The sequence below is a fragment of the Methylobacterium sp. D54C genome (assembly GCF_053345595.1).
This window is the reverse complement of sequence record NZ_JBKFAK010000062.1, coordinates 1-6,851: the sequence shown is the minus strand read 5'-3', so window position 1 is coordinate 6,851 and position 6,851 is coordinate 1. Positions and strand designations below refer to the sequence as shown.

Annotated in this window: 12 protein-coding genes; 9 read left to right on the top strand and 3 right to left on the bottom strand. The window is 72.6% G+C overall.

Going from position 1 to position 6,851, the window contains the following annotated elements; translation table 11 throughout:
• The first annotated feature begins 496 nt into the window (after positions 1 to 496).
• From ACLBYB_RS32260 to ACLBYB_RS32245, 4 genes are all read left to right on the top strand, one after another.
• Positions 497 to 991, top strand: a complete 495-nt coding sequence (locus ACLBYB_RS32260; RefSeq protein WP_447701311.1) for a GAF domain-containing protein — start codon at positions 497 to 499, stop codon at positions 989 to 991.
• A gap of 112 nt (positions 992 to 1,103) precedes the next feature.
• Positions 1,104 to 1,253, top strand: a complete 150-nt coding sequence (locus ACLBYB_RS32255; protein WP_020096531.1) for a hypothetical protein — start codon at positions 1,104 to 1,106, stop codon at positions 1,251 to 1,253.
• Positions 1,254 to 1,358: 105 nt separating this feature from the next.
• Positions 1,359 to 1,583: a hypothetical protein gene (locus tag ACLBYB_RS32250; protein ID WP_020096530.1), complete on the top strand. Its 225-nt coding sequence runs from the start codon at positions 1,359 to 1,361 to the stop codon at positions 1,581 to 1,583.
• A gap of 349 nt (positions 1,584 to 1,932) precedes the next feature.
• On the top strand, positions 1,933 to 2,391 hold the full coding sequence (locus ACLBYB_RS32245) for a MucR family transcriptional regulator (protein WP_447701310.1): 459 nt from the start codon (positions 1,933 to 1,935) through the stop codon (positions 2,389 to 2,391).
• An 88-nt stretch (positions 2,392 to 2,479) separates the two neighbouring features.
• On the opposite strand, the gene ACLBYB_RS32240 is transcribed toward ACLBYB_RS32245, so the two are convergent.
• Positions 2,480 to 2,737, bottom strand: coding sequence for a hypothetical protein (locus tag ACLBYB_RS32240; RefSeq protein ID WP_447701309.1), 258 nt, complete (start codon positions 2,735 to 2,737; stop codon positions 2,480 to 2,482).
• A gap of 122 nt (positions 2,738 to 2,859) precedes the next feature.
• On the opposite strand from ACLBYB_RS32240, the gene ACLBYB_RS32235 reads away from it, so the two are divergent.
• Entirely contained in the window at positions 2,860 to 3,108 is a 249-nt protein-coding gene (locus ACLBYB_RS32235) for a DUF6894 family protein (protein ID WP_020096527.1), read from the top strand.
• 29 nt (positions 3,109 to 3,137) lie between these two features.
• Complete coding sequence (locus tag ACLBYB_RS32230) at positions 3,138 to 3,416, top strand: hypothetical protein (protein WP_026605481.1); 279 nt, start codon at positions 3,138 to 3,140, stop codon at positions 3,414 to 3,416.
• A 10-nt stretch (positions 3,417 to 3,426) separates the two neighbouring features.
• On the opposite strand, the gene ACLBYB_RS32225 is transcribed toward ACLBYB_RS32230, so the two are convergent.
• A complete protein-coding gene (locus tag ACLBYB_RS32225) occupies positions 3,427 to 3,555 on the bottom strand; it encodes a hypothetical protein (protein WP_020096525.1) in 129 nt (42 codons plus the stop codon).
• 204 nt (positions 3,556 to 3,759) lie between these two features.
• Here ACLBYB_RS32225 and ACLBYB_RS32220 point away from each other — a divergent pair, with 204 nt between their 5' ends.
• The 3 genes from ACLBYB_RS32220 to ACLBYB_RS32210 all read left to right on the top strand — a co-directional run bounded on the left by ACLBYB_RS32220 (position 3,760) and on the right by ACLBYB_RS32210 (position 6,335).
• Positions 3,760 to 4,302 (top strand): DUF3016 domain-containing protein, encoded by a 543-nt coding sequence (locus ACLBYB_RS32220; RefSeq protein WP_447701308.1) that lies wholly within the window; start codon positions 3,760 to 3,762, stop codon positions 4,300 to 4,302.
• 180 nt (positions 4,303 to 4,482) lie between these two features.
• Positions 4,483 to 5,973, top strand: a complete 1,491-nt coding sequence (locus tag ACLBYB_RS32215; RefSeq protein WP_447701307.1) for a sensor histidine kinase — start codon at positions 4,483 to 4,485, stop codon at positions 5,971 to 5,973.
• Positions 5,970 to 6,335, top strand: a complete 366-nt coding sequence (locus tag ACLBYB_RS32210; RefSeq protein WP_042672258.1) for a response regulator — start codon at positions 5,970 to 5,972, stop codon at positions 6,333 to 6,335. The genes ACLBYB_RS32215 and ACLBYB_RS32210 overlap by 4 nt, the downstream gene beginning before the upstream one ends.
• 103 nt (positions 6,336 to 6,438) lie before the next feature.
• Here ACLBYB_RS32210 and ACLBYB_RS32205 read toward each other — a convergent pair whose 3' ends face one another.
• Positions 6,439 to 6,636 carry a hypothetical protein gene (locus tag ACLBYB_RS32205; protein ID WP_331297516.1) on the bottom strand — a complete coding sequence of 66 codons (198 nt, stop codon included), beginning with the start codon at positions 6,634 to 6,636 and terminating at the stop codon, positions 6,439 to 6,441.
• Positions 6,637 to 6,851: the final 215 nt, after the last annotated feature.

Genomic DNA, 6,851 nt, shown 5'->3' with positions numbered 1-6,851 from the left:
GGTGAACACCGGCGGCGGGGCGGCGCGGCGCGGCAGGTCGGCGGCCGAGGCGGCGCCGGTCAGGAGAGCCGTGGCGGCGCTCGCGAGCAGAAGCTTCTTGATCATCTGGTCCTCTGTCTCCCGTTGGACGGGATGTGTGCGGGGCGGACAGGACGTCAGGATGTGCGGGCGCGATAGTGCATTGTTGCAACAGCGCTGGCGGGGGTCCGGAGCCGGTGGACCGAAAGGTGCGCTGGAGCACATCATCGCGGCGTCGTGATCCGGTGTCGCGGAACTATTTTGCGACTTCTGTCGCGGAGTTCCGCCGCGACGACCAATATGCGGAGGTCGCGGCAGCTCATCTCCGCGCGGCGGCGCGCGATCTCGGTACGCCCGATCCCGTCGGCGAAGCGCTTGATCCAGGTTGTTGCCCACCGGGCCGGTGCCCGCCACGCTCGCGCAACGACACCACACGGATTGTTGCCCGATCGATCGGAGTGCTCGCCGCCGCCGCCCCATGGATGAACTCTTCCTGGATCCCGCCTCGGGTCTGGTTCGGGCCTCCCACCGTCTGGCGGCTGCCCATTCTCTGGAGGACACGGTCGCGATCCTGCGCGAGACCGCGCGGGCGATCGCGGGCTCCGACGGGATCGCGGTGGTCCTGCGCGAGGGCGACGTCTGCTTCTACGCCGCCGAGGACGCGATCGAGCCGCTGTGGCGCGGCCGCAGGTTCCCGCTGACGAGCTGCGTCTCGGGCCGCGCGATGCTCGACGCCGCGACCATCGTGATCCCGGACATCGAGCACGATCCCCGAGTGCCGCTCGCCCTCTACCGCCTGACCTCGATGCGCAGCCTCGTGATGGTGCCGATCGGCGCGCCCGAGCCCGTCGCCGCGCTCGGCGCCTACTGGTGCGCCTCGGTCATCCCGGACGACGCGACGGTCCGCCGGCTCGAGGACCTGGCCCGGCACGCGGCGGCCGCCCTGGCGCGGCCGCGTCCGGCGGGGTCGTGACGGTCGAGGCCGCACCAGGGCGGCCGCGGGATCCCGTTCGGGCCGGGATCGATCGGCCGTCCCGGCCGTTCCCCGCCCTCAAGGCCCCGCACGGAAGACCCAGACCCGCCACATGAAGCGCCTCACCCTCATCGGCATCTTCATCGTCCTGCTGCTCGCCATCGTGGCGATCGCGGCCACGTGGTCGAAGGTCACGCCCGTCAATCCGGCTGTCGCGCCGGACACGTCCGCGACGCCCAACCCCACCGGCGAGCGGAAATGAGTCCGCGCCGACGCGTCGCCCGGTACGCCGGTCCCGGCGACCGCGCCGGGAACATGCGGGGACCTCCCGCCTTGGCCCTACACGAAGGACCGCAGGGAGGGACGGATGGGACAGGATGTCGACGCCGCACGCGAGGCCCTGGGGACGGTCCCGCCGGGCCGGCCGGCAGCCCCGGAGAAGCGGGCCGACCCGGCGGCCGGCGGCAGCGGTCCCCACGCCCCGGGCCCCGTTGATCCCGGCTCCGACGCGGCGCCGGAGAGCGGCGGCTACGACACCCGACCGCCCGCGCCGCAGCCCGACAACCGGAAGGGCGGATACGGCGCCGGCTGAGGCGCGCGAACACCCTTCATCCGTCCATCGCCCTCAAGGCGCGGCGCTTTGCCTGTGCCGGCGCGCGCGGGTCGCCCGTCGAAGTCGCCTGCGGGCGCGCGGGGTCGCTCGGCGGCGCTGATCGGCGTCGTTCGAGGCTGTCGCGCGATCGGCCGGGTCGCCCCCGTCCGGACGCGCCGAGATCGTCTGCGGTCGATGCAGACGTGCAACGAACGGCGCACCCGTCGGCCTCCGTACGGCGCGAGAAAATCTAGAGATATTCATCGAGTCTTCGTTCTATATTTACGCTGTTTAAACCCTTGCCACGCCCAAACCGTGGGAACGTAAATCGCTCGCTGGAAGTCCGATCATGAATGAGAGCTTCGATGAGACATCCAACACCTTGGCCGTGATGACCGCCGAGCTTGTGGCCGCCTACGTGTCGAACAATCCGGTGCCGGCCGCGGAGCTTCCGGCCCTGATCGCGCGCGTCCACGGCGCGATCAGCGGGCTCGTCGCCGGGACGCCGGCGGCGCAGGCCGGCGCGGCCCCGCAGGCCGAGGTCGAGAAGCCGAGCGCGGCCCAGATCCGCAAGTCGGTCCGGCACGACGGGATCGTCAGCTTCATCGACGGCAAGCTCTACAAGACGCTGAAGCGCCACTTGGCCAGCCACGGCCTGGATCCGCGCAGCTACCGCGACAGCTACGGCCTGCCGACCGACTATCCGATGGTCGCCCCCGGTTACGCCGAGCAGCGCTCCGCCCTCGCCAAGGCGATCGGCCTCGGCCAGCCCGGCGCCATGGCGCGGCGCGGCGGCACGGACCACTGATCCCCGACAGGCGCGTCGCCGCCCGGGCGGCGAGACCACCGGCTGCCCGGCCGACCGCGCGGCCAATCGCGCCGTCATCGCCGGGCGCTCAATCCTCCGGGCCGGGACGGCCCCGCGCCCGGACCCCGCCCGCCCCGGTGCGGCCGCGGGCGTAGCCCAGCGATATCAGTCCGCCCTGCCGGGCGAGGCGCCGCTCCAGCGCGTCGAGATCGACCAGAGCGTCCGCGATGGCCGCGACGAGAGCGGTCCACGCGTCGCCCTTCGCGGCCCGGTGATAGGCACCGGCGATCGTCTCGGCCTCCCTGAGACGAAACTCCGCAGGGGCCACCTCGGGATCTGGGTGCATCGCCGTCCGAATCCGTATAGAACATATCACGAACAAAGCGCATCGGCGCGGTGGGTTCAACCGCGGATGCGCCCCGTTCCCGGATCGCGGTGGAGTGCTGTGGATTGATCGAGGGAAGCTCAATGCCGACGCGGCTTTACCGCTTCCACTGCACAGACGGCCACGAGCTAGTGACCGACCTGCGCGGCAGCCGGTTTCCGAACGCGGCGCAGGTGCGGGCCCACGCCGATCGGGTCGCGCTCGCGCTGATGGAGCGGGTCGTGGAGCGGTTCGACTGGTCGGGCTGGCAGGTCGAGGTCTACGACGCCAAGGGCCGCCGGGTCTGGATCCGGGCCTTCCCGGATGTGTGCGTCGACAGGCGGGCCGCCTGAGACGGGTGGCCGAGCAGAAGGAGAAGCAGATGGCGTTCAAGCCGAGATCCGCCGCCGAGACCAAGGCGCGCGACCTGGGTCTGGCCCTGGCCCGGATCGCCGAGGACGCGGGCACGCCGGCCCATATCGGCGTCGACCGCTTGCGGCGCGCGAGTCCCCGGCTGACCCCGCTGGCGGTGGGTCAGATGGTGCGCCGGGAGCGGGACACCGTCGAGGCGACCCTGGCCGAGCGCGGTCTGGCGCTCGTCGACTATTCCGATCAGGGGCCGGGTCGCGGGATGGAATTCGTCATCGACGCGGCGGCCTGAGCGGCGCGGGTCAGGCCGCCGCCGGGCGGCTCCGCAGAAGGCGGCCGACCAGGCGGAACGGCAGGAGCGGCAGCTTGATCAGCGCCGTGACCACCAGCACCGCCACGACGGTGAGAAGCGCGAGAACAGAGTTCATCATGCGCGTCGGACTCCCATGACCGGCTCGCCCCTCGGGCCGGGTGCGCTACGAGGCGCCCGGATCACGGCGAGACTATGGACGGTCGGGCGCCATTCGGTCGCAGCCGGGCATCCGCGCGGGGCACTGGATACCGGGCCCCGTTCGGGCGGTTCTTCCCGGCAGGCCTGCCCCGGTCAGGCCGCCACACGCGGAGAGGAGTTCGGTATGCGCACGCGTCTCGCCGGAAGATCGGCCGCGCTCGCCGCCGCGGCCGCGCTCTCGGTGATCGGGTCGTCCGCGGCCCCCGCCCGGGCACAGCCGGCGGCACACGCACAGGTGACCGTGCGCTACGCCGCGCCGGAGCGGTTCACCGATGCCGAGAACCGCTTCGGCTCCGGGCAGCCGCTCCGGGTCACCCTGGCCGAGCTGACCCGGATCTTCACGGATCTCGGCACGGCGCGGCTCCGCCCAGACGAGCGTCTCGACATCACGGTGCTCGACGTCGATCTGGCGGGCTTCGACCGGCCCGGCTTCGCGACCCCGACCGGCCTGCGGGTCGTGACGGACGCCACGCCGCCGCGGATCCGCCTCGCCTACAGCCTGCGTCGCGGCGGCCGCACCGTGGCACAGGGCGCCGACACGGTGACGGACATCAACTTCCTGCTGACGTCCAATCCCCGCTTCTCCACCGGCGGCCTCTACTACGAGCGGCAGATCCTGCGCGACTGGTTCGCCCGGCGCTTCCCGGAGCCCGCGGGCCGCGGCTAGACCCGTCTGCCGGCCCGACGACGCGACCGGGCCGGAGCCGGCGGCGCCCCTACCGGGCAGAGGAGCGGTGTAGTAGCGTCGGCGTGACCCGCACGCCGGGCCGGCCGACCCGACCGGTCGCGGACCGGGCTTCCACCCTCTGCGCTCGCCCGAGCCGGAGTCTCACGAGTCGGTCACCGCATGAGCGAGGCCCGCATCTTCTCGGCCGGCTGCAGCGAACTCGCCGACCTCGTCCGGAGCTTCGACTGGGCGAGGACGCCGCTAGGTCCCATCGCCGACTGGCCGCAGAGCCTGGTCTTCGCGGTCAGCACCCTGCTGCAATCGCCGGTGCCGATCGTGCTGCTCTGGGGCGAGGACGGCATCATGATCTACAACGACGCCTATTCGGGCTTCGCGGGCGGCCGCCATCCCGAGCTCCTCGGCTCGAAGGTGCGCGAGGGCTGGCCGGAGGTCGCCGACTTCAACGACAACGTCATGCGCGTCGGCCTCGCCGGCGGGACGCTGTCGTACAAGGACCAGCAACTGACCCTGCACCGCTACGGCCGGCCCGAGCCGGTCTGGATGAATCTCGACTACTCGCCGGTCCTCGGGGAGGACGGGCGCCCGGCCGGGGTCATCGCCATCGTGGTCGAGAGCACCGAGCGGGTTCTGGCCGAGCGCCGCCTGCGCGCGAGCGAGGAGCTGTTCCGCACCCTCGCCCAGGGCATCCCCCAGCTCGTCTGGCGCGCCGCGATCGACGGGGCCTGCATCTGGTCGAGCCCGCAATGGCACGCCTATACCGGGCAGACCGACGCGACGAGCCTGGGCTGGGGCTGGCTGGCGGCGGTCCATCCGGACGATGAGGCGGTCGCCGCGGCCGCGTGGCGCGACGCGCCGGTGAGCGGCCACCTCTCCTTCGAGCACCGGCTCCGCAACGCCGCCGAGGACCGGTTCTGCTGGTTCCAGACCCGGGCCGCGCCGGTCCGCGACGCGCAGGGCCGGATCGTCGAGTGGCTCGGCACCTCGACCGACATCGACGATCTGCGCCAGCTCCAGGAGCGGCAGCAGGTCATGGTCGCCGAGCTGCAGCACCGGACCCGGAACCTCCTCGGCGTCGTGCGCTCCATCGCCAAGCAGACCATGGCCCAGACCGGGCCCGGCGAGACGTTCCGGCAGCGGTTCAACGATCGCCTGTCCGCCCTCTCGCGGGTCCAGGGCCTCCTCTCGCGCTCCGATCAGGAACCGATCACGCTCCGCTCCCTGATCGAGACGGAACTCGCCGCCCTCGACGCCCCGGCCATGCCGGCGCGCATCCGGCTGCACGGGCCCGTGGTGCGGCTGCGCAAGGCGACGGTGCAGACCTTCGCGCTGGCCCTGCACGAACTCGCCACCAACGCGCTGAAATACGGCGCGCTCACCACCGCGCAGGGACGCCTGAGCGTGACGTGGCGGACCTACCGGGCGGACGACGGCGGCGGCCGGCTGCTGGTGGAATGGGTGGAGGAGGGTCTCGTTCGCGGACCGGAGCTGGCGGACGCGGCGCCGCGGGGCGGCTACGGTCGGGAACTGATCGAGCACGCCCTGCCCTACGCCCTGAAGGCGACGACCAGCTACGAACTCGGCGCCACGGCGCTACATTGCTCGATCAACATCCCGCTCCCCGAGGGAGAAGCCGCAGGCAACCCCGCATGACCTCGAAACCACGCGCGCTGGCCGGCAGGCGGGTCCTGCTCGTCGAGGACGACTACTTCATCGCCGTCGATCTCAAGTCCGGCTTCGAGGAAGGCGGCGCCCAGGTGCTGGGTCCGGTCGCGAGCGTCGGCGAGGCGCTGGCGCTGATCGCCGGCACGACCGAGATCGACGCCGCGGTCCTCGACATCAACCTGCAGGACGAGCTCGTCTATCCGGTGGCCGACGCGCTGCACGCGCGCGGCGTGCCCTTCCTGTTCGCGACCGGCTACGATCCAGTCGCCGTGCCGTCGCTCCACGGCGCCGTCGCCCTGTGCCAGAAGCCGATCGACCCGCAGGTCGTGGCGCGGGCGCTGTTCGGCTGACGTTCCCCGGCTGTCGGTGGCGCGGGCCGCGGCGGCGCGGCGGATGTTTCCCGTGAAACATCCGCGCGGGCATCGATTCCCGCGCCGCTGCGGGCGCCGCGCGTCAGCGATCGCCGAAGAGGCGCACGATCGCGCCGGCGGCCAGCCACAGGCCTCTCAGGAGCCACCAGACCAGCCGGCCCGCCTGGACCAGCAGCTCGACGGCTTCGAGACCGTCGAGCACGCGCCGGAAGAAGCCGCGCCGGCGGGCTGCCGGTGCGGGCTCGGGCGGTGGCTTATCCGGGCCGTCTCTCCCGCGCATGCGCGCCTCCGGACCACGGCGCCGGCCGGGTAAAGGCGGCGCCCCTCACCACGCGGCCTGGAGGCCGGCGGTGAACACCTGGGCGGTGGCGCCCGGGCGGACGTCGCCGGTGTAGCCCACCGACAGCCGCACGCCCTCGGCGACCGCCCCCGTCAGGCTCACCCCCAGAACCGCGCCGTCCCGGCCCAGCGCGCTCGTCCGGCCCGCGAACCCCG